This is a genomic window from Paenibacillus marchantiophytorum (assembly GCF_014640555.1).
GTDB classification, from domain to species: Bacteria; Bacillota; Bacilli; order Paenibacillales; family NBRC-103111; genus Paenibacillus_E; species Paenibacillus_E marchantiophytorum.
Genome location: NZ_BMHE01000025.1, coordinates 1 through 21,765, shown reverse-complemented (window position 1 = coordinate 21,765; position 21,765 = coordinate 1). Strand labels below are relative to the sequence as shown.

At 44.4% G+C, this 21,765-nt stretch carries 19 protein-coding genes and 2 pseudogenes; 5 read left to right on the top strand and 16 right to left on the bottom strand.

Annotation, left to right across the window (positions count from 1 at the left end; translation table 11 throughout):
- The first annotated feature begins 242 nt into the window (after positions 1-242).
- Entirely contained in the window at positions 243-626 is a 384-nt protein-coding gene (locus IEY34_RS21345) for a DoxX family protein (protein WP_189014934.1), read from the top strand.
- A gap of 135 nt (positions 627-761) precedes the next feature.
- Here the strand turns inward: IEY34_RS21345 and IEY34_RS21340 are convergent, their stop codons facing one another.
- Both IEY34_RS21340 and IEY34_RS21335 read right to left on the bottom strand, forming a co-directional pair.
- Positions 762-2,126, bottom strand: coding sequence for a hypothetical protein (locus IEY34_RS21340; RefSeq protein WP_189014933.1), 1,365 nt, complete (start codon positions 2,124-2,126; stop codon positions 762-764).
- A gap of 189 nt (positions 2,127-2,315) precedes the next feature.
- Positions 2,316-2,915, bottom strand: a complete 600-nt coding sequence (locus tag IEY34_RS21335; protein ID WP_229757764.1) for an MFS transporter — start codon at positions 2,913-2,915, stop codon at positions 2,316-2,318.
- A 203-nt stretch (positions 2,916-3,118) separates the two neighbouring features.
- On the opposite strand from IEY34_RS21335, the pseudogene IEY34_RS21330 reads away from it, so the two are divergent.
- A pseudogene (locus IEY34_RS21330) lies at positions 3,119-3,337 on the top strand (helix-turn-helix domain-containing protein); the annotation flags it as partial.
- A gap of 592 nt (positions 3,338-3,929) precedes the next feature.
- On the opposite strand, the gene IEY34_RS21325 reads toward IEY34_RS21330, so the two are convergent.
- The 8 genes from IEY34_RS21325 to IEY34_RS21290 form a co-directional block, all read right to left on the bottom strand.
- The gene (locus IEY34_RS21325; protein ID WP_229757763.1) at positions 3,930-5,213 is read right to left on the bottom strand and encodes an alpha-L-fucosidase; all 1,284 of its coding nucleotides are present in this window, start codon (positions 5,211-5,213) and stop codon (positions 3,930-3,932) included.
- Between the two features lie 3 nt (positions 5,214-5,216).
- On the bottom strand, positions 5,217-6,908 hold the full coding sequence (locus IEY34_RS21320) for an ABC transporter substrate-binding protein (RefSeq protein ID WP_229757762.1): 1,692 nt from the start codon (positions 6,906-6,908) through the stop codon (positions 5,217-5,219).
- A gap of 126 nt (positions 6,909-7,034) precedes the next feature.
- A complete protein-coding gene (locus IEY34_RS21315) occupies positions 7,035-7,934 on the bottom strand; it encodes a carbohydrate ABC transporter permease (protein WP_189014931.1) in 900 nt (299 codons plus the stop codon).
- Positions 7,935-7,946: 12 nt separating this feature from the next.
- The gene (locus IEY34_RS21310; RefSeq protein ID WP_373291303.1) at positions 7,947-8,942 is read right to left on the bottom strand and encodes an ABC transporter permease; all 996 of its coding nucleotides are present in this window, start codon (positions 8,940-8,942) and stop codon (positions 7,947-7,949) included.
- A gap of 287 nt (positions 8,943-9,229) precedes the next feature.
- Complete coding sequence (locus tag IEY34_RS21305; protein WP_189014930.1) at positions 9,230-11,875, bottom strand: LamG domain-containing protein; 2,646 nt, start codon at positions 11,873-11,875, stop codon at positions 9,230-9,232.
- Positions 11,876-12,197: 322 nt separating this feature from the next.
- Positions 12,198-14,420 carry a helix-turn-helix domain-containing protein gene (locus tag IEY34_RS21300; protein WP_189014929.1) on the bottom strand — a complete coding sequence of 741 codons (2,223 nt, stop codon included), beginning with the start codon at positions 14,418-14,420 and terminating at the stop codon, positions 12,198-12,200.
- A 281-nt stretch (positions 14,421-14,701) separates the two neighbouring features.
- Entirely contained in the window at positions 14,702-15,274 is a 573-nt protein-coding gene (locus IEY34_RS21295) for a beta-class carbonic anhydrase (protein WP_189014928.1), read from the bottom strand.
- A 5-nt stretch (positions 15,275-15,279) separates the two neighbouring features.
- A complete protein-coding gene (locus IEY34_RS21290) occupies positions 15,280-15,675 on the bottom strand; it encodes a MerR family transcriptional regulator (protein ID WP_189014927.1) in 396 nt (131 codons plus the stop codon).
- A gap of 138 nt (positions 15,676-15,813) precedes the next feature.
- Between IEY34_RS21290 and IEY34_RS21285 the strand changes: the two genes are divergently transcribed.
- Positions 15,814-16,572, top strand: a complete 759-nt coding sequence (locus IEY34_RS21285) for an SDR family NAD(P)-dependent oxidoreductase (protein WP_189014926.1) — start codon at positions 15,814-15,816, stop codon at positions 16,570-16,572.
- A gap of 1,162 nt (positions 16,573-17,734) precedes the next feature.
- On the opposite strand, the gene IEY34_RS21280 is transcribed toward IEY34_RS21285, so the two are convergent.
- The 4 genes from IEY34_RS21280 to IEY34_RS21265 all read right to left on the bottom strand — a co-directional run bounded on the left by IEY34_RS21280 (position 17,735) and on the right by IEY34_RS21265 (position 19,887).
- Positions 17,735-18,490 (bottom strand): DUF4085 family protein, encoded by a 756-nt coding sequence (locus IEY34_RS21280; RefSeq protein WP_189014925.1) that lies wholly within the window; start codon positions 18,488-18,490, stop codon positions 17,735-17,737.
- Between the two features lie 97 nt (positions 18,491-18,587).
- Positions 18,588-18,929, bottom strand: a complete 342-nt coding sequence (locus IEY34_RS21275) for a DUF7674 family protein (protein ID WP_189014924.1) — start codon at positions 18,927-18,929, stop codon at positions 18,588-18,590.
- Between the two features lie 125 nt (positions 18,930-19,054).
- Positions 19,055-19,318 carry a hypothetical protein gene (locus tag IEY34_RS21270; protein ID WP_189014923.1) on the bottom strand — a complete coding sequence of 88 codons (264 nt, stop codon included), beginning with the start codon at positions 19,316-19,318 and terminating at the stop codon, positions 19,055-19,057.
- Between the two features lie 50 nt (positions 19,319-19,368).
- Positions 19,369-19,887: a hypothetical protein gene (locus tag IEY34_RS21265; RefSeq protein WP_189014922.1), complete on the bottom strand. Its 519-nt coding sequence runs from the start codon at positions 19,885-19,887 to the stop codon at positions 19,369-19,371.
- A gap of 196 nt (positions 19,888-20,083) precedes the next feature.
- Here IEY34_RS21265 and IEY34_RS37350 point away from each other — a divergent pair, with 196 nt between their 5' ends.
- Together IEY34_RS37350 and IEY34_RS21260 are read left to right on the top strand one after the other, a co-directional pair.
- Positions 20,084-20,218: a hypothetical protein gene (locus tag IEY34_RS37350; RefSeq protein ID WP_268240152.1), complete on the top strand. Its 135-nt coding sequence runs from the start codon at positions 20,084-20,086 to the stop codon at positions 20,216-20,218.
- Between the two features lie 3 nt (positions 20,219-20,221).
- Positions 20,222-20,383, top strand: coding sequence for a hypothetical protein (locus IEY34_RS21260; protein WP_189014921.1), 162 nt, complete (start codon positions 20,222-20,224; stop codon positions 20,381-20,383).
- Between the two features lie 69 nt (positions 20,384-20,452).
- Here the strand turns inward: IEY34_RS21260 and IEY34_RS21255 are convergent, their stop codons facing one another.
- Positions 20,453-21,475: a recombinase family protein gene (locus IEY34_RS21255; RefSeq protein WP_373291302.1), complete on the bottom strand. Its 1,023-nt coding sequence runs from the start codon at positions 21,473-21,475 to the stop codon at positions 20,453-20,455.
- Between the two features lie 57 nt (positions 21,476-21,532).
- A pseudogene (locus IEY34_RS21250) lies at positions 21,533-21,765 on the bottom strand (IS4 family transposase); the annotation flags it as partial.

The following is a 21,765-nucleotide window of genomic DNA, read 5'->3' as shown; positions in this document are numbered from 1 at the left end:
CCCAGCCTGGATCGGCTTGAGCTTTCGCCTTCTAACGATGGGAGCAAAAAACTAAATATTCCTTGACAGGAATATGCCTATAAAGGTATATTCAAAACAGAACAGATTAGACACAATCATGGTTATTTCGCAGGAATTACAAAAGAAGGAAGTGAAGAGTGTTAGGCAGTAATCCTGCAGGAATGTGTAATCAAATGGCACTGAAAAAAATGGTTGATGTAACTTAAGGAGGATGAAATGCAATGAAAAAAATTATAATTCCTTACTGGATTTTTACTGTGCTAGTTGTGTTGTTTATGGGCGTGGGTGCGGTTACTGATACGCTAAAAGTAACAGATGCGGTTAAACTTTTCGAACACTTGGGTTATCCCGATTACCTTCTTCCCTTTCTTGGAATCGCCAAGATATTAGGGGTCATAGCAATCCTTATCCCTGGCTTTCCACGAATCAAAGAATGGGCATATGCCGGTTTACTCTTTGATTTGACAGGCGCGACGTACTCAACCATCGCTGTGGACGGCTTTTCGGCTGGATTTAGTTTTCTAATTGGTTATATTATAATCGCAGGTTCCTATGTTTATTATCATAAAAGACAGAAATCTGGCTTGTTGAATCAAACGAATTAAGTAAAGCAAGCATGACGCGCTCATTAAGCGTTTAAATACCAATACACGCGAGCTTGCAAAGAAACAGCGACAGGTCCAAGACGAGAAAGCCTCGTCTTGGACCTGTCGCTGTTCGGGCATCCACATCGGAAGCAATCAGGTCTGCGGGTGATTAGCCGCCTGATTGCTGATGAATGTGTTCATATTCTCCGACTTGATGCCTTCGGCATCCAGCAGTTTTTTTATCCGCTGCAGATGCAGATCACCGAGTCCGTACAACAGATAACCGTCACTCTTAGCTTTCTTAATATGCTGGAACATGGAGAAATCACGGGCTTTCTCCGCCTTCATGATTTCTGACCCCTCCACGTCATAATCCACCTTGGCAACATGCCAATTATCGGCAAATGCCTTTTTGTCGGCTGCAGATGCATGCGCTTGCTCCTCCTGAATCTTCGCCGTGGCATAACTCGTCAATTCCTGCACGAACGTAGTAAACAGTGCGCTGCTGCGAGCAGTCTGCATCGCCTCAGTCAAAGGTGCAGCTGACATAGTATCGCCTTCAAGGCTAGTTGCAGTATTATTCCATAACTCTTCCTGGGCGGTGTACGCCCGATAGAGGCCCGAATCTTCATTCGCACTTGCGGCAAATCGGATGGCCATCCTCAATAATTTCCTTTCCGCTTCCGACCCTATTATCTGATAATCGTGTCTGACGTTAATACCTTGCAAGCCTCTGATGATTTTGGGATAAAAGCTTTCAGCATAATGCGATTTAGCCCCAGGGCTGGAGCCAATGCCACCAAACTTCGCATTGCTGACTGCATCACTCTGACGCATGGTCGCTTGTAGCTCCTGATTGTCGGCAGCTTCAGCAGGATGTTCTGTATATCCTTCATACATGAACTTATCAGTTCCCACAGCTTTGACAACATCTTGCAGTGTGGTGGCCGTATGCTTTTCCCCGATAACCGTCAACTCATCAGGAATACGAATCCAGGTATTCGTCTTCTCGACGTGACCGATTTTCTCAGTGGTATTTGCAGCATATTGTGACATCTCATCCTTGCTGTTAAAATAACGCGACTTGTCATCCCCCATCATCGTTTTCACGTTCCGCTCGCCTGCGCCTTCGCTGCCGCGGCCTGATTTGGTTTTGTTTCTGTAGCCGCTGAATAGCGTCTTTTTAATATACACCTTGCGCTGAATATCGGCTTGGGTGGCCGTAGGCGCTGCTTGAATTGTGACGGGAGCCGCAACCGGTTCAGCACGCTTCTCGTCAGGCTTGGTTGCAGCCGAATTCTGTTTAAACAGCTCGGCGACCGAGTGGTTGCCGATTGTGCGCTGAAGATGCATGATCTGTGCCGTGCTCATCGCTTGTGGGTGCTGCGTCGCACGCTGAAGGGCAGAGCCAGGCAAGCGCCCTGCTGATACGCTTTCATACGTATTCAATAAACCGGAGGCGGTGGAAGTAGGAACATTATGCTGAACGGTTTTGCCCGATTGTGAGTGTGTTTGCATCAATACGCCTCTTCCTGGAATGATAGGTCACTCGATTGTATCATACCTTGATGGGGTTCCCTGGAAATTCTCGCTTCTTAGTTATGTGAATTCTCTGGATCTATTAAACAGAGAATAATTTCTGGTACCTAATGGTCATATCTATTATATCCAATGTGTACCTTATATTCCATATGCATCATTCACGCTTCAGGACGCGTTCCTTGTTTCAGCTGCGACGGGGCGCTGCGCCTTGTCGGCCGGCAGCAGCAAGATCAAGACCGCCAGGAGAGAAGCCGTCAGGAAAACGGCTGAACCCACAAGCGAAACGGAGATCGCATGGGCAAAAGACGTACCCGAAGGAACCGCCGACCGGTTCGCCGCCTCGAAAACGGCAATAAGAACCGCGAGCCCGAGCGACGCACCGGTCTGATGAGCGACGTTGACGAGCCCCGACGCCGCTCCTGCATCCTTGTCCTTCACGCCGGACAACCCCAGCGTCGTGAATGGCTGGAAGATCATCCCTGCACCGCACCCCATAATAATCAACGGGAAAAATAAATGAACGAAAAAGCTCGAATCGGCTGAAATGAAGCTCAGCCAGCTTGTTCCGGCGATCGCGATTACCAATCCGGCGATCAGTACTTTAGCGTTCCCGAATCGGGTTACGAGCGAAGGCATGGCATACATCATCCCGAACTGAACGACCGTGAACGGCATAATCGCGAGTCCCGCTTCCAAAGAATCGAAATGAAGGACGTTTTGCAGAAATTGCGGAACGAAGAAAAAGATCGGATAATTTCCACACAAGAGCAACAGCCTACCTAAGTAGGCTCCAGATCGCGTTCGGCTGGCGAACAAGCGAAGAGGCGTAATCGGTTCTGTGGCTTACGAAAGACGCTAGTGAGACACATCCGAGAGCAATAGAGCCCCATACTACCGGCACTTTCCATCCGACAGACGCGGCTTGAACGAATCCGAAGGCCAGTGCTGTCATGCCGATTACCGACGTTATGGCTCCCCTGCAATATCAGAAGCAGCTCCGACTCCAGGAAGCGAGACGCCTAATGCTGAACGGCTCTGCGAACGCAACGGCCGCCGCGCTAGAAGTTGGATACGAGAGCCCTGCTCAATTCAGCCGGGAGTACCGCCGGCTCTTCGGGCTCCCTCCGCTTCAAGATATTAAAGCTTTTCATAGAAAACCTGTACCGGAAGCGTTCGAGACTAGTTAAAACCTTAAATTGTAAGAGCAACTGCTAATTAACAGCTCATCTATTAATTTTGAAGCTTATTACTAAAAAAAGCGGCATTGCCATCCTAATAGATGAGCATTTTCATAACGGTTTTCAACATTCTAGCGGATCCTGGTTCCCTTTGGGCTTTGCATTGACAGAGAGCGTCGTATGAAAAGGAACTATGATCCCCTATATGGCGGGAACTCGGGTAAACGCAGCGTGAAAGGGAACTGAGATCCTCTATTTAAGCGGAACCTGCTGATTCCATCCAAGAAATGGTGGAATAGCGGATCCTAGTTCCCTCTGGCGTAGAATATCGTGGTTTTCAGAATTATAGCGTACTGTAGTTCCCTCCAACTCGCTATCCTGACACGTTTTGCAAGTGTTCAGATTGGAAAAAATTGCCAGGCCGCATGCGGCATCTTCGCTGCCTTATGCGCTCCGATCTGTTTCACTGCGCAGACGGTTTGTATCATACAGTGTGGTTTCTAAGTGGATTTGATGGCATAAAAAATACAGAGCAACGGCGGTTATCCCGCCATGCTCTGTATTCACACTTTGCAAGCTGCTGTACGTCTTTCCGGGCTGACTAACTCCTGTAACCAACATGATGGAAGCTTAGTCCTTGCAGGACCGCCTCTTGATCACTTTCCGTGATTTCAACGATAATGCCCCGAACTCTAATGGCAGGGACACGAATAATTGCCTTATGTCCGATATGCTGTCCCTGATGAATGGCCACAGGTCGCCTTGTCTTTTGGGTAACGATGCTAATTTTGAAGCTTCTTACATTTTCGCCGGCAGTCAGATCCTCTTGGATGACGATTTGGTCGAGCAACTGGGGCACCTCGGTCTCATATACCCAGGAATTCCCTCTTCTTTCACATTGCGCAAGTGTGGCGAATGGGCTTCCCAAATGCCTGCGAATTTCCGAACCGAATTCCTGAAGTCGCTCCACATCCAGCTCTGGAAGCAAGCCGTTGCGATCCGGCCCGATATTGAGAAGCAAATTTGCGCCCCTGCCAACGGAATGATCATAAATGCCCATCAGCTCTTCCACACTTTTCAGGGTATGTTCATCGCTATCGCTATAAAACCAATTCCCCCGCATCTGGACGTCGCATTCCGCAGGCAGCCATAGGCGATCGCCCAACTGCTCTTTCTTCTCCGTCAAAATTGAAAATTCCGTTGAATCCACAACGTTCCAGCACGGAACAGGCGCAATCCCGTCCTCATTTCCAACCCACCGAAAATCCGGATCTCCCATGTTGAAAATTAAAATATGAGGCTGCATGCGGCGAATTTCACCGATAATCCGGTTCCAATCATACGAATGCCCTTCAGAGCCGCAACCGTCAAACCAAAGGATGTCAATCTCTCCATACTGCGTGAGCAGTTCGGTTATTTGATTGACGAAATAATCGTCGTAAGCCTTCGCATCCTGTGTGTAAAAATCGGCTGAACCATCATACGGGGAATAGTATAAGCCTGGTTTCACATCATATTTATGGCAAGCATCCACAAATTCGCGAATGACATCCCCTTTCCCTTCCTTCCACGGAGAAGCGGCCACACTAAATTGACTGTAACGAGAAGGCCAATTGGAAAAACCGTCATGGTGCTTCGCCGTTAATACGGCATAGTTCATTCCGGCTTCTTTGGCCGTTCGGATCCACTGTTCACATTCCAAGAGTTCAGGGTTAAAAGCATCCGGATGCATGCGCCTCTCATCAAAATCGACGTATCCTTCATAGAAGGTACGCAGTCCAAAATGAAGGAACAATCCGAATTCCCAACTTTGAAATGCAAGCTGTCGGGTTGTGGGGGTTAACTTTCCAATAAAATCCATATGATCCGACCTTTCTTGTCCCATTTGCTATTTGGCAACCGCCTTTTGATAGATTTCAATATATTTGCCGAGCTGCAGGCCATCGAACCCTTTTACATAGCTATCCCAATCTTTCTCGATATCTTTGCTTCCCGTTATAAACTGCGCCATGTTGGACTTGACGTAATCGCGGATTGACGTTTTCAGTTGAGCCGCAACTTGCGCGTCTTCCAATGCGATGAACACGCTGGATGGATAATTCTGCTTCGATTGGAACGGTTCATATTTGGCCGATTCACGCTTCAGACGAACCTCATATGCGCCATCGGCAAGCGGATTTTGCAGAGCTGCCCAAGAATCGCGATATTGGAACGTGCGGAGCGACGGGCCGAGCTGATCCCAACGGTCGTTATAGGTCGTTTTGGTTTCAACATCAGGAATAATCGCATATTTCGCTTGCTTGCCGTTCATATCCATCTCGCCGTCCTTCGCTTTGCGCCATCCTTTGCCTTCCAGACCGCGTTCTTCAAGCACAATGGCTTCTTCCGTGTACAAGTAGTCGGCCATGCGGATCGCAGCAATTTGCTGTTCTTTCGTCGCTTTGTTCGTAATGGCCATTTGCGAGCTGCCCACTCCTGCAAAATATCCGGCTTGCTGCACGCCGTTCGGTCCTTTGAGCGGAGGTACGGTGACATACTCTTTGTGACGCGGGTGCTTCTCGTCCGGGGAATGCGCGTAACTAATCAGAGCAGTGGTGATGCTTCCCATCACGTTTGCGTCCTGGCGGTTGCCGAGCTGCTGAATCGCATCGGAGTTTTGTGTGAAGGACGCTGGATCGATCAGACCTTCCTTATAGAGCTTATTCAGGTACAGCAATCCCTGCTTCCATTCTGCTTTGTTGGCTGCTAGCGCCACCTTGCCGTCTTTTAACTGGAGGAAAGTTCCGCTGTCTTTGTCCACTTGGTCGTCGATGATGAAGGCATTCATCAAGAAGGAGGCGACGTTCCCTGCCCACATATCATCGGAGCCGGTAAGCGGAATTTCGTCTTTTTTACCATTGCCGTTCGGATCTTTTTCTTTAAAAGCTTTCAGCACTTCGTAAAACTCGTCCGTCGTTGTTGGCATTTTCAGCCCAAGCTTATCCAACCAAGACTGGTTAATCCACATTTTCTGGGCATAGTTGCAGTGATAGCACTCGTTTACTTGCGGAAGCGCATAAATGTTGCCGTCTGGCGTCGTAATGGAACTTTTCAAGTAAGGTAGTTCAGCCATAGCTTTCTTGAAGTTAGGCATATACTTATCAATTAAATCGTTCAGCGGAATAAACACGCCTTGTTTACCGTACTTCATCTGCTCTTCTTTGGTTAAGCTCCCTTGCAAAATAACTTCGGGATAATCGCCGCTTGCCAGCATGAGCTGTTTGCGGTCGTTAAGAGCTTTATCAGGTACGAGATCCCATTTAATTTGAATATTGGTCTTGTCCTGGAGGTATTTCGTAAAGGAATTGGTCTCCATATTCTCGAGCACGGCGAGCTGCGGTGCAAACATTTTGATCGTCATAGGCTTATTGACTATCGGAAATTGCCCAACAGGTGTAAATACGTCGCTTGCTACCGGTGCGCTGCCTGAAGGTGTGTTGTCTGCAGGTTTACCTGAATCCGTGCTGCATGCGCTCAAAACGAGCGAGAAACAGAGGGCAGCTCCCAATGTGCCTGTGTACGATTTTTTCCACTTTTTCATCTTGTCGACGCCTCCCATTTTATAAAACCATGTCATCTATACGTTAGAAGGTATTCCTAGCTGATCTAAGCTGCAACGCGGCTGCACCACCTCCTTTATCATTGGGCGTGAGGTACCTCCCATGCGTTAACCTTTCAAAGAACCAATCATAACGCCTTTCACAAAATACTTTTGCACGAATGGATAAATGATCAGGACGGGTGCGCTCGCAACGACGATTAGCGAATACTTGAGCAAGTCCTTCAAACCTTGCTGAGCCAACATCTGATCCACCTTGGAGACCATGGTCGGATCTATTGTGTTCAGAATAAGAATGTTGCGCAGCACGATCTGGAGCGGGAACAAATTCGGTGATTTCAGGAAAATCAAAGCATCGAAATAGGCGTTCCAATGGCCGACCGCATACATTAGCGTCAATACTGCCAGAATCGGCTTAGAGAGAGGAATGACGATGCTCGTAATGAATCGTAGATCGCTGCAGCCATCGAGTTCGGCTGCCTCCGCGATCTCATCGGGAATCGAAGTCTGAAAAAAGGTGCGAGCAATAATCACTTGAAACACCGCCATCGCTCCCGGTATAATCATCGCCCAACGCGTGTCGAGGATGTGCAGGCTTTTCACAACGAGATAGAAAGGGATAAGCCCACCGTCGAACATCATCGTAATGACCAGAAGCACCATGATGGCATTGCGGCCGAAGAACGTTTTTCTGGCGATCGGATAGGCGAGCATAACGGTCAAAACGACGTTGACGGCTGTACCGGCTACCGCGTAAAAAAGCGAATTCAAGTAACCGGACACGATTTGCGGGTTGCGGAACACCGCTTTATAGCCTTCGAGCGTAACGTCTACAGGAAACAGCCACACCTTGCCAGATACGACGGCTTGCGGCGAGCTAAACGATGAAGAGATGATGAAAATGAGTGGAAATAGGACGATAATCAACACTAAGCTCAAAAAGATGTAGATACCTACTAGAAACAATCGGTCGCCTTGCGATTCCCGAATCCTTGACGCCTTTAACATGGATGAACCTCCCTACCACAAACTCGAATTGGATAACTTCTTGGCCAAGTAGTTGACACCCACGAGAAGCATCAGGTTGATTATGGAGTTGAATAACCCAATGGAAGCAGAAAAGCTGAAGTTGGAGCTGAGCAAGCCAACCTTGTACACATAGGTCGAAATGACCTCTGACGTGCTGACGTTTAGGGGGTTTTGCATCAGATAGACCTTCTCGAAGCCGATCTTCATAATATTCCCCATATTCAATATGAGCAGAATGATAGACACCGGGATAAGACTCGGAATATCAATACTGAAAATTTTCTGCAACCGGGACGCACCATCCACTTTGGCCGATTCATACAGTTCAGGGTTAACCCCTGCCAAAGCAGCAATGTAAATAATAGCCCCGTAACCTGTATATTGCCATACATCCGACCAGACATAAATCGATTTGAACAAGCTGGGAATTCCCATGAAATTCGTATTTTCTACGCCGAGCATGTGCATAAACTTGCTAATGATTCCAACGTTAGGTGACAAGGTTACGATAAGAATAGAAACCATGATAACGGTTGATATAAAGTAAGGCGCGTAAGTAATCAATTGCACACTGCTTTTGAAGAAACCGTTGCGTATTTCATTCAATGCCAAGGCCAACAGGATTGGAGCTGGAAATCCAACAAGCAAACCATACACACTGATGCCCAACGTGTTCTTCATATACAGCCAGAAATTCGGCGATTCGAAAAACTGTTTAAAATAGTCCAAGCCTACCCAAGGGCTTCCCCAAATGCCTTTGATGACGTTGTAGTCTTTGAACGCAATGACGACACCTGCCATAGGGATATATTTGAAAATAACCAAATACAGCATCGGTAGAAATATGACCAGATATAACTGCCAGTGACGCTTCATCTTTTTCCTAATTAATTGTAAGGATGATTTGCTGCCGGCCGAAGCCGCCTGATAGGGCTTGTTTTGCCCAGAAGGAACGGGCGCTCCCAATTCCTTGTGCATGCTTGACATATGCTCCTTCTCCTTTCGTCTGAACTGATCACTCGTTCGTATCTCCATATTAGACTGCGTCAACCAATAGCCGCAAGAAACAAGAATCGCGGACTTAACCGTTTTCGCATGTGCTGAAAAAGCTCTTTGCAAACCATTTTCTACCGCCAAACCAAATTCACCCGTTAGAAAAGGCAAAAAGCCGCAAGGTCCAATTACGAACCTTGCGGCTTTCCCCATTTCTAACCCCTCGCCGGCCACAATCACGGCACCGCGCCTGTGCTAATGAGCGTCGAGATCGTGCACATTTACTCCCAGTAGAACAAATCAGCCATACCTCCACCGAGTGTGATTTCGAGTTTATACACAGTTCCTGATACCGGAGTCAAGGTAACAGCTTCCGTATTTCCCGTAGTACGACTAACTCGCTTTAACGTATTCGGATTGCGGCTGCCGAGATCGAACGTAAGCGTAATTTTCTGGCTTGTTTCGTTCAATGACCCATGCTGCTGAGACTGCACTTTGCCGTTGCCTGTCGCAAGTCCGTTCTGCACCATGAAATATTTAGCCGTTGAAGTCGGCATGGTTGACGGATCCACCCCAGGCAGCTTTTTAAAATAACCTATGATTACGTCGCCTGGCAGCCCGTCATTTTGCGTACCTAGATTTACCGCGCTTGCGTTTTGAATGTAGTAGTCCGGCTTCGCCGTAAAAGAAGAAACATAACTTGGCATCGAGTTAAGGACATTGCTGCTCCCGGACTTGTGCTGTCCCGGAACAAATTGAACATCACTACTAGATAAACGCATCAGGTGCTGACCGATATTCCTTGCTTGCCTTGCCATCTCAGCGTATTGAGCATATTGAGGTGTTGGGTTTCCTTGGCTGTCAATGAATAAAAACACGGAAGGATCGTACTCCCAACGAAACACACTAAGCCATTTTCCGCCCAAGGTTAGGGTCAGGAAAGGAACGAGATTCAACTGGGATTCGGTTGGAATGTAGTTCCCCGATGCCCATGGATTGCTCCCGGTTTTGTAACCAAGCAAGTACTGGCCGAAAGCGATCGGCTGCTGACCGGTTCCGTCATAGCCTTCCAGCGACATTTTGCGGAGGAAAGCCGTCTTTTGAGTGATGCTGGACGTAATGTTGACATCCGATCCGCTTTCGTAAAAGTAATAATCGTCATACGTAATCAAGTCTGGTTGTGCCGTCTGGATGTAGTTGCGGTACTGCGTTTCACTCCACAGGGTGCCTTGATTGTTATGGACAAGCACATTGGGATACAGATTGCGGCTTAATCCAAACCAATCTTTTAAATATTGGACCATTTGCGTGCTGTAGCCTTCTTCGTCGCCGAACTGCATACTGACCAGGTTGGATACATTCGCTCTTTGCTGCGGGCTCAAAAAATGATCGCTGCTCGGAGGTCCTGCATTTAATTGATTGGCATAAGGCACTTTGGCCAGTGACCATTGTGAGTTTGGCAGGGCATTGTAGAATGTTTGATTGTACATCGGCGCCTCATAATAAGTCGGAGCCGTGAAGTGGATATCGCTCCACTCTTGGGCTGTGGGGAACCTTCTGGCTGCTAGGCTGCTCGTCGAGCCGATCTTGCTCAGGGGAAGATTGATGACAGCCGCATTCGACTCCTGGAATACCCCATTTACATAAAGCGACGTGCCCGTATTCGTTCCAACAAAGGTCAGATGTACCCAAGCAGCCTCCGGAACGATGTAATTAAACGTATAATCTGCAACGCCGATCTTCGTAAACCCGACCTTATTCGTATCATTCCATTGTTCAAGTCGAAGTGATGACCCCGATGAGTTTAGTAAATCCGAGTAGGTATCCGTACTGTTTTTGCGGTTCACCCACATTGCTGCTGTCCAGGCACCTGACAGATCCGGCTTTCCTACATGAACAAACTTATTTCCGTTCAATAACAACCCGCTTCCCGATTTCCCAGAAGCTGTCCAAGCCGCAGAATCCACAGTTCCTGCATTGTTTCCCCAGCTGTCACCTACGTTCGTTCCGCTGCCTTCATTGAAATTCCAATTGGCGACCCTACCCGTTTGAGGCGATGTTCCAGCGCTTGCAAGATTCTGAATTTCTGATGAGGTAAGTGCCCGGTTATAAATCTGTACATCGTCCAGGGTACCGTTCTCAGCCTTCGGATCTGTCGCCACCCAAGCCTGTACTTGCAGCCCCTTTTCAATGAAAAGCCGGCTTGTGCGAGAAAGCTGCCCATTGCCGCCTCCAGGATTCGCAATCGCAAAAATTTCCGCTGCTGATAAAGCGCGGTTATAAATTTGCAGATCATCGAGCGATCCTTTCAGGAACCCTGTCGTGCCGCCTTTCTCAACACCGATTTTATCCATTGGCAAGCTGATTATGGCCGAATTCGTCTCTTGCAATGTGCCATTTACGTACAGTGTAGTACCCGTGCTGGTCCCGACAAACGTCAAATGTACCCATGTTCCCGTCGGAGCCGAATAATTAAAGGCATAATCAGCGACACCGTATTTCGAAAATCCAACCTTGTTTGTATGGTTATACTGCTCCAGCTTTAATGCATAGTTGGCCGAACTCATCAACGATGAGCTGGCTGCTGTGTTATCCGTTCGATTGACCCACATAGCCGCTGTCCAGGCCCCGGCAATATCGGTTTTACCCACATTGACATAGTTGCTGCTCCCATTAAAGACTAATCCCGCTCCGACTTTCCCAACCGTCGTCCATGTTGCTCCGTTCACAGTGCCCGTGTTGGTTCCCCATGAATCCGCTGCGGATGTTCCGCTGCCTTCATCAAATTTCCAGTAGGCAACACCGCCTGTTGGTGCCGTGTCTGCGTATATATTTGTAAAAGCGGGAACAAGTAAAGCGAGACAGATGAGTGCAATCATCACAGAACGAAGCCGTCTGGTTGTATGAAATAATCCTCTTACTACCATAAATTCATCCCTTCTTTCTATTCGAATTACTGCCTAAAACCATGCCTCTTCTCTACGTCCCTCCTCCCTGGCCGCATTGGTTTTGGCAGCCTTTCCAACCGCGCTGACATGCTGCTATGATGTGAGGCCAGTATAATCCGCAAATTTGAATGCTACAATAAACAATTTTCAACAATTTAACATTTTTCAAAAGGGGCAAAACCAGAAGTATATGCCTTTGTCCTCCGGCATAATCAAAAAGCCGCAAGGTTCCCATGAAGAACCTTACGGCTTGCTCCCATCCATTCCTTGAATGATTTTGGCCTGCGAAGACGAACCCATTTCACCCCTGCTGCTTGCGCGCCGCTTCTTCGCGGAATTCGCTGGGCGAGCTGCCAACCACTTTCTTAAACACACGGCTGAATGAGATCGCGCTTGTATAACCGACCTTCTCAGCGATCTCTTGTATAGTGGCTTGCGTTTCCTTAAGGAGGCGCTGCGCAACCTGCAGACGGATATCAATCAGGAAGTCGACGAATTTCTGTCCGGTTTCCTCCTTGAACAGTTTGCTTACATACTTGCCATTAATATTGAAGGTCGAACTCAGATAATCGAGCGACATATTCGGATTCGCATACTCTTCTTCGATGAATTTCCGCATGTCGCGTATCGTAGCTCCATGCAGACGTCTGTCCTGCGCTTCCTGCAAACCCGTGAACAGGCTATTGAGCAAAGTCGAAGACTCTTCCCGCATTTGCTCGAGGGAATGGGATTCATCGATGACTTTACTTAGCTTCGGCAGACCATCCGTGGTCCAGATCTCTTGAAATTCCTTCGTCATACCGGCCATTTCCCGTCCCAAATAGTAAATCAAATAATTCATTAAATTCGTAATTTCATCTTTCGTCAACAAGCCCAGTTTCATTTCATTAAAGAGTTCGTCATACTTCGTCCTCCATTCGTCTTCAAGAAGTCGAAACGACTGGATGATGGATCGGATTGCGTTCAGATGCGAGAATACCTCAACTTGACCTTGGTTAGTGATGTGTTCGCTTGTAATGAGCCGGTTCTCTCCAAGCACAATTTTGTATTTAAGCGCCCTAAGCGACTCTTTGTACGAATGGGCAACGCTGGAAAGTTCTGTGACCTGCTCGCCGATGCCAACCGTTACTGTAAACTTCAAGTTATCCTGCGACCACAAACGAACGTTCTCAAAAAGCTCGAGGATCACGGAAGATTTGCCTTCATCCTCGCTATCGACGAACACCATGACGCTGAGCTGAAATGCCGAGGTCCACTCTGCCCAAAGTACGATCTCATACTTCGGAGCCATCTCCTGAATGACGCTGCGCAGCGCGAATTTAAGAAGATTCTGGTCTCTGCGCGTGTATTGGCAGCAGAAGTCGCCATATTTATCGATTTCGATTACAAGCACCGCTTGACTGTTAAAAGCGTACGGAAGCTGCAGAATGCTGGCTTCTTTCTTCCATTCGTCATGGGTTAACCCCGTGTCGCCTTCGATGAGCTGGTGGAATAAGTACCTCATCCGCAGATGCCTGTCTTCTTCATGCTTTTGCTGATATTGATTTGATTGCTCAATAATATTGGACAAGGCCGATTCGATGAACGAAAACTCATCTCCCGCCTCTTTGGACAACGGAAGACGGTAATCGCGGATACGAGCCACGATCTGTTCCAGCGGCCTTGTATTGCGTCTGGTGACATAAAGCATCCAGGCCAATCCGACAACAATCATCGCGATTCCGATAATAAACCAAACGTTGTACAGCGAGGAAATGACATGGAACACTTTGCCTTTGACAAGTCCACTTTGGTACGACCAACCGGTATAGCTTGAGACATAATTGGAGAAAATCTTTGTCTGCTCATTCGTGCTCGAGCCGCTAAACAACGCATGACCCACGGCGTCCCGAATTCCGATAAAACTTGTCTTCGAATCGTATAGGTCGGCGATGCTGTTCTGCAAAGAATCGGTCGCCACATTGATGACGATCAGCCCTTTTTCGCCGGTAATGAATGGCGCGCCCCGCACAAGACTGACAACAGGCTTTGCGCCTTTCACCGTGAACTGCTCGAAGTTTCTTACGCCCGACCATTGCTTGGATACGAGCGGGTCCATGGCCTTTATAATAAACGGCTCATCCCTATAGTTGCTAAGTTGATCGCTTGTTGCATTGCTAAGCACATAATTGTCTTCGAAGCGCACCAAATAGATCGAATCAATCATGGGATACGAGGAGATCATATCCAGCATTTTTTTTACCGCGCTGATGTTGACGTACATGTTATTTTTCGCTTCATTATTAAAAAAATCGCTTAATTCCTTATTGTTAATTGTTTCAATCATCACCATGTTGTCAATCGCTTTCAGGGAGGTGTCAATCAGACGCATCGCCTGTAAGGACAGCATTTTGTTGGCATTAAGCGCCTCTTTGCGGCTTTGCTCGCTCAGCACCTGAAAAAACACGAAAAATGTAAACGTGACCACGATAATAAAAATCGGCATATAAGATAGCAGCAACCGATTAAATAACGTTTTCTTCATGTTCAGCCCCCAATTGGAATGACAGCGGTGAGAAAAACTGAGAGCAAGAAAGTCTCTGCCTTTATGCGCCCATGATACAGTCAATGAGATGATCTAATCATAAATACTTCCCACTGCCTTTTTCAACGAGCAAAATTCTACTGAGCAAACTATTTTCTATTTCGAGCCCACAACGAGGAATGGTGAGAGTCAGAATCAAAAAGCCCTCTAAGGGCAACCCCTAAGAAGGCAATTAATGAATCAGTTTTGGAAATGAAAACATAAGGAAGTATGCTTATAAACTACGATTCCTTATGTTTATAACCGTCAACGATTAAATCCAACTTTCCTGTTTCTGGGTCGATTACAAGGCCATGAACTGGAATGTTTTTGGGCAGGAGAGGATGGTTCTTGACCGTGTCCACGCTTCCTTTGACGGAATCTTCAACACTATCGAAACCGTGCAGCCACTGTTGCAAATTAATTCCGGAACTTTCGAGGGTCTCGATCGTATCGGACGATATGCCGTTATCCTTCATTTTATTAATGGTTTGGACAGGATCAATACAGCTCATCCCACAATCATGATGTCCGACCACGAACACTTCATCCGCATTTAATTCATATACAGCGACAATAACGCTTCGCATAACGCTGCCAAACGGATGCAAAACAATCGCTCCAGCATCTTTAATGATTTTGGAATTTCCATCCTTAATATTTAATGCTTTGGGAAGAAGTTCGGTAAGCCTAGAGTCCATACAAGTTACAACAACCATCTTTCTATCTTTGAATCTTGATGTTTTATATTTTTCGAATTCCTTCTTCTCTACAAACTCCGAGTTAAAATTTAACATATCATAAAGTCTGTCCAAGCTTATCACCTCCATTTTTCTCTTGTTATCTTATCATAACCTATCCCATTATTGATAGAATTTTTATAGGCAGCAATTTTGTCTTTCAGCACCTTCTCAGTAGCTGTTAAGTCTCTGATTTGACTTTGAACAGAGTTTCTATGATTCTCGAGTAAGCTCAAACGGGCTTGGGTCGTGTGCTCTCCTTCTACATATAACTGTGCATATTCTCTGATTTGTGAGATCGGTATTTGGGTTTGTTTCAACTTCATCACAAATCGCAGCCAAGCAAGATTGGCGTCATCATATACTCTTTCTCCATTGGCATTACGTATCGGAGCAATAATCTCTTCCTTTTCATAATATCTCAGTGTATGTGCGGTTATCCCCAGTAATTTGGCTACATCGCTGATTGTATACATACAAGCCCCCGAATCTATGTTGGTTTTAAGAGTTCCCTATAATTATAAAAAACATTTGACTTAGAGTAAACTCTAACCTGTATGATTAAATCGTTGTTGGTTCACCATACATTCTTGTTGTAAATGGGAGGAAGTCACATGAAATATACGGTAATTACAGGCGCCAGTTCAGGTATAGGTTATGAAACCGCTCTAGCTTTTGCAGCTCGCGGCAAAAACTTAATTATTGCAGCCCGCAGAAAGGAGCAGCTGGAGGAATTAAAGTCTGAAATCACACGGGTCTACCCCGATGTAGATGTCGTCATTCGAGCGACTGACTTATCCGTTTCCGAGAATGCTTATAAGCTGTATGAAGGTCTACAAGAGTTCCAAATCGAAACTTGGATCAACAATGCGGGATTTGGCAACTTTGCTTCAGTGGCCCAGCAAGATTTAGATAAAATATCTGCCATGCTGCATCTGAACATTGAATCGTTGACGATACTTTCCTCTCTTTTCGTTCGTGATTACTCCAATGTAGAAGGTACTCAATTAATCAACGTTTCATCCGGTGGCGGCTATACGATTGTGGGAAATGCCATTACGTACTGCGCGACTAAATTCTATGTGAGTGCTTTTACGGAGGGACTCTCTCATGAGTTGAGCAGCCAAGGTGCACTTATGCAGGCTAAAGTGTTAGCACCTGCTGCAACAGAAACAGAATTCGCAAAGCGTTCTTTGGATGTCTCTGAATTCGAATACCACGGGACTGTGCCGAGGTTCCATACCGCGAAGGAAATGGCTGGCTTCCTGCTTGACTTGTATGATAACGATCACGTTGTGGGAATTGTCAATGGTTTAACGTACGAGTTCGAGTTGAGAGATCCCATCTATCATTATGTGGCGAGCACACGATAGGCTCATCTTGTAATGGCAATCTAATGAAACATGGCCATCCTAGGCAATGATAGGGTCGATAGGGCATTCTCCAACCAACCTGATCATGTCTAGCATGATCAAGTCACCGAATCTCCCCCCCTCTACATTAGATAGATACGGACACCAGACCTTTGGGACAGGAGTTCGACCCGGCGAGGGGAGTCGAACTCCTGTTCTGACCTCTTTAGTTGGTTTTAAGTTATATTTTTCAGTGCCGCGGAGCCTTATTTCATGCGGGTTACGGGGCTCGGTCCGTGTTAATTGATGTTAGCTGATTTTAACGCCATTTAAATCTTTTGGCTACACTTTGACTACAAAAAAACGAGGAGATTCTGGGGTGAAGTATTCGAAAATTTATTTCAAATTATTTATTATTAGAATGTTTTTTGAATGTCTTCCCCTTACATTCACCGTTTGTGGTACATATTATCCTAGATTGTAATCTGTAGCAATCCGCTGAAATCTTGATTGATGGCCTCATCATTATAGTTCTTATGACGATTTTCTTCCCTAGTTCGTCACCAAAATATAACTTACAATGTTTCCGCACTCCACATGTGTGGAGTCGGTGAAAGGGATATAAATGATGCCTTATGAAACCTTGTATTCATTTAAGACTTATTCATGAGTTGAGTTTTTACTAATATATACTTCTAAACATCTAAAAATTATTAATAGTAACTCACAAAGTAATTTCCATACAACAACTACTATAACAAAAGATAATACTCCCACAAAAAAACCAAGTAAACCATTTGATTCGGTTGCTCCAGTGAAGCCTCCATATTGAGATGGCACTGAAATTTGTTGAGGATACACAGTTGCAGTAATGCTACCAAACATAATGCAATAAATAGGCGATAGGTATGATCCCTATGATAAAGAGAAGTAATATTATTTCTTTAGCTTTCTTTTCTCCTAAACTGAAAAATGTCATATGAATTCCTTTCTACTCCCTTATAAGTTTAATGAAATTGCTCAAAAATCACCGTTTTTCTTGTTCGTCAACTATTCCCATCAAATCGAAGGTTCAAGCACTTCCTTATTTTACCAAGTCCATGATCAACAATAGAAACTAAATAATTCAAGCAAGTCACCCGTATAAAACTTCTCTTTTATTGTGCTAATGTCCCCAGTTAATTTAAATAACATCGTACCCAAACCTTCTAAAAAAGACTTGCTCAGCTGAGACAATAAAGTCAATTAACCCCAAATCCTGACTCTGAAGCAACATGTGAAACTCATATCTGTCATCCACTTTATATACTTCCTCATATAACCACCATGAGTTTTCCAATCCATCATCTTGCTTAATTATCGTAACATTCTCAAAGATCACTTCGTCAATATCTGTAAAACCACCAGAGGTGTCAAGAAGTAATGTTATACATTGATCATTCAGAATTGATTTGGTAATCTTGCAATCATGAAAACTGAAATTCTCAACAATTCCTCTATCCAATGATATTGAGGCTTTTTTATGATATTTTCTGCAATTTTCACCTGTTGTCTCTACAGACCTTTTATTATCCTCACAAAATTGAGCAACAGCATTTATTACATCACTTGTTGCTTTATTTAAGGCAAAAACCCTTAGATCGGCTATCTGATTCAAAATAGTTTCAGGTAATGACTCTCTTAAATGCTCTTGATTAAAAATGGTCGAATCATGAAAATGTTTCGTTTCTTCCTCTTTATTGAAAGGCTCATTTGTTCCGTTCGCTTGCATCATGGAAGCCACTTCTTCTTGAAAATGAAGCCATTTGTTTAATTCATCACTATAGATTTGGTGAAAATATGCTTCTGAGAATGTTTCCGCTTGTTTTTCTTCCTCTAAACCTAAATGAAAGCTCATTTTTTGACAAAGTTCGTACCATTCTTTCGTTAAATATTTCATTCAATAATGTTCTCCTCTTACCACAATATTTCATACATCTCTCACATATGTCGTTAGTCATTTGACACCTTATTTTGTTATGTGCTCTCCATCCAGTTCAAATGAAATCCATGTTTTGTTTAAGCAGTTCAATGTTATCACCCCTTCCATAAAATCCCTCTATTTCAAGGGCAAGCCTTTTTGTTTCTTTACCAATGTAGTTCAATGCTTGTTTCAAAATGTTAAAATCATCACCAATACGTGCCATTATTGTTGTTGATACTACATTCCTCACATCAATATCATCACATCTAGCCATTAGTTCAATAAATCCAAATATGTTCAATACGAATTGTGTATCTTTTTCGCTTTTGCCATAGCCTAAAAGATTAATTGAAAATGGGTTAAATATATCTCCAAAAGCTATGTGAGGCGGAATTTCTGCATCATCTCTCCACAAATCATTTAGTTCAGTTTATATGTTTGTTCTAGTTAAGGTACTACTTTGAGCATTTCTTGAACAATGTTGCCATAGTGTAGATTCAAAGTATCCACCCCAATTCTCAAAATAAAATTACTCTTTCATTAATCTTTATTTTCCTTATCAAATAATGTTCTTACATCCAAAGGTTTTGAAGGGCGACTACTACAGTAAATACAAGTTACATCACCGCATGGGGCTTTCAGCCATGTATTACAATAAGCACAAAATTCATGATCATACTTATCGTAGTAAATAATTGCAGTACCACATTTAACACAATTTTTATTGGGAACAATTGCTCCACCAATTTGAAAAAAGTCATCTACTATTACTTGGCGCTCCTTTTTATTAACTCTTATCTTCATTCATCAACCCCCCTTTTATATAAAATCGTGCTTTCATGGTAATCCATTATTCATTTACATTCATTAAATCCATTCAAAACAATATGACCCAACTCATGGTCATTAACAGACACATCGACTAAATACTCCGGGTCATTCTTTGAATGAGTATAGCCAGTTGTCTTGTACTTCTTCATAGTGCTTATTTGATAGCTGTTTTCTTTAACATTATAGGTTACGTTTATGAGCAACTTCGTCCTTATGAAAGAAACCATACTTTTTACTCCTTCAGCCTCGACCCAAAAATCCCCTTTCACATCTTTAGGTAAGTATGGTTCTGCAATACTTATTTGAATAGCTTCTCTAATCACTTTTCCAACATCAGAATCTGTGTATGGAGGTACTAATTTAATAAATTTATAATTAGTTGACCTGCAACCAATTGGATTGATTACGCTAGGAATTATGTATATCAGTGAAGTCTTGAAATCTTTATACACAGCTACTGATGGTAGATTTAATAAAATTTCGTTATTCCGTTTATTTTCTACGTTATCTTCTAACTTTTTTCTTTGAAATAACCTGAACATAGTGACCTACCCTTCAACATTAAATAAAATCATTCTTTCAAAGCCAATAATCACTACTGCCCTCATCTTAGTATATAATTCAAACTTTAAATTTTCCATTAAATTCCCACAAAAAATATGTTTACAAAACAACTTGCCATCCCTTCCCATCAGAGTTATCATACACACACTCGAACAATGGGAAGGGGATAGCACTATGGAAGATTGGCCAGAATGGGTTTTAAAGGGGTTACACGAGAGGTTTGATGATTTATCGCTCACTGCTGAACAACAGGAACATATTGCCCCATTATTCCAGAAATCATTGAAATTGCTTACGGATTTGAAATAGCAAGTGGATAGTACTGCTCACGGTATTCTGTTGGAGTGGGAAGATGGCGTTCAGTATCTGCATTCGGCTGAAAAGGAATGGTTTTATCTGCAAGGGGTTAAGGATGGCATGGGGATGAACAGGGAAATGAACCTTTATTTGAAAAATAACCAATCGGAGTTCTGACGACTAACAGCATGGAATCGACCCATGCCATCTGTCAAATCATTTCAATTCTACATACTAGGTTGGAGCTTACTCCTCGAACTCTGCGATCTCCAACCCACTCTTCAAGGTAAATAAATAACGCGTTGGCGAGAGAATGGTTATCTTCTCTACCATCGCGTTAAATAGGTCATCGTCAAATTGTTCAAGTAAATCCTGCCGTGCGTTCATGACTTGTATAATTTCGTTTACTCGTTGTGTGACTTGGGATTTGTGGTCGTTATCCTTTTCAATTGTGGCTTTTTCCTGCCGGAGTTCATCCAGTTCCTTAGATATTCTGGCATTTTCAACTGCATATACGGATTCTTCGATTTGATCACGTAATTTTAGGCTAACCAATCCCTTGAGGTCATCTTTCAATTGTTCCATTTGCTCATCAATCTTCAACAATGGCTCCTGAGCATCTCGCTTAGACAATATCGTTTCAATGTTTGCCTTCAGCGTTCTGATAAAACCATCCTTATTTTCATACATCCGATTGAATACGCGTACAAAGGCATCCTGCAGCACATGCTCATTAACCGCTTTGGCATCACAAGCTTCTTTACCTTCATTCACGTAGGTTCGGCATTGCCAAACGACTTTCTTCGATACATTGTTACTGTTCCATGTCCGTCTTTTGAAATTAGCTCCGCAGCATCCGCAGAACACTTTGCTACTGAGTGCATATTTGCTGGAATATTTCTTCCTATCCCCCATAATATTTCCCTTCAAGTGTGCGCGGCGTTCCTTCTCTTTCTGAACCGTCTCGAACATTTCTTTCGAGATAATCGGCTCATGGTTATCCTCGATCAAGTATTTCTGTTCTTGCCCTTTATTTTTCAATCGTTTATGGGTAAGGAAATCCACAGTAACGGTTTTCTGCTGAAGTAAGGCTCCATAGTACTTCTCATTGGTTAATATGATCGTAATGGTCGAATCCCACCATTTCACATTCCCAGTTACGGTTTGGATCTTATCCTTCATCAAGCCGTTCGCTATCGACTGATAACTTTTACCCTCTAAATACTCCTCATAAATCCGTCGCACAATTTCGGCTTCCGCTTCGTTAATGATGAGTTCACCTTCTTTGTCCTTATCGTAGCCAAGGAACCGTGTGGTATTACAATCTCAAACTTCGCAGCTTGAAATGGGCAAGTAAGCCTTAAGATAACTGGGCAAACCGGCGATCCATTGTTGGAGTTGACTTTTAATCAATTTTGAGAGCTTTTTACTTACCTGTGTGGCTACTTCATTGATCAAATCAACGAGTTGTTGCAAGGCGACCACCCAGTCCATGGTGCTAACCTCATCGCACAACAAATAAAACAAACCGCCAAGTGAACGCTGATCTGTGCTTTGCC